The sequence below is a fragment of the Treponema endosymbiont of Eucomonympha sp. genome (assembly GCF_001028545.1).
The window spans coordinates 1-454 of record NZ_BBPW01000627.1 but is presented as its reverse complement, the minus strand read 5'-3'; the positions used below and the strand labels follow the sequence as shown (position 1 = coordinate 454).

Annotated in this window: 1 pseudogene; it reads right to left on the bottom strand. The window is 46.0% G+C overall.

Features of this window, described 5'->3' with window-relative positions:
* Positions 1-327 precede the first annotated feature (327 nt).
* Positions 328-454, bottom strand: a pseudogene (locus AWU74_RS11010) (IS5/IS1182 family transposase); the annotation flags it as partial.

Sequence of the window (454 nt, the reverse complement as noted above, 5' to 3'; positions counted from 1 at the left end):
TATCGCTCGGCAGCCCCGCTAGCCGCTTGCCTCTATGTCGTTACCCGCAGGGTAACGCGAAACACGTGCAGGTTTGGCAGTCAAACACGAGCAGGTTTCAAAGCCCGATACGGGTGTATTACAGCACTATACGGCTATTCGGCATAGAGATAGAAGCAGGTATTATAAATATTTACACAAGACTTATCATAGGCAATGCAGAAAAAGTGGGCAAATAGTTGTCCACCGAAGTCGTAGAACTGCCTAATTATGCCTTAAAATTGCCCTGTTTTGCTTTATAATTGTCCTGTTCTATTCTAAAACTGCCTAATTATATTTTGTAACCGTCTAGGTAGTGTGGACTGGAAGGTAGAGGAATAAACACCTGACATGAATAGCGGCGATGAAGGAAGCGGTGAGCTTTGCATAGCGCGTAGCAATTCCCCGCCAGCGCTTGAGGGAGCGGAAGAAGTTT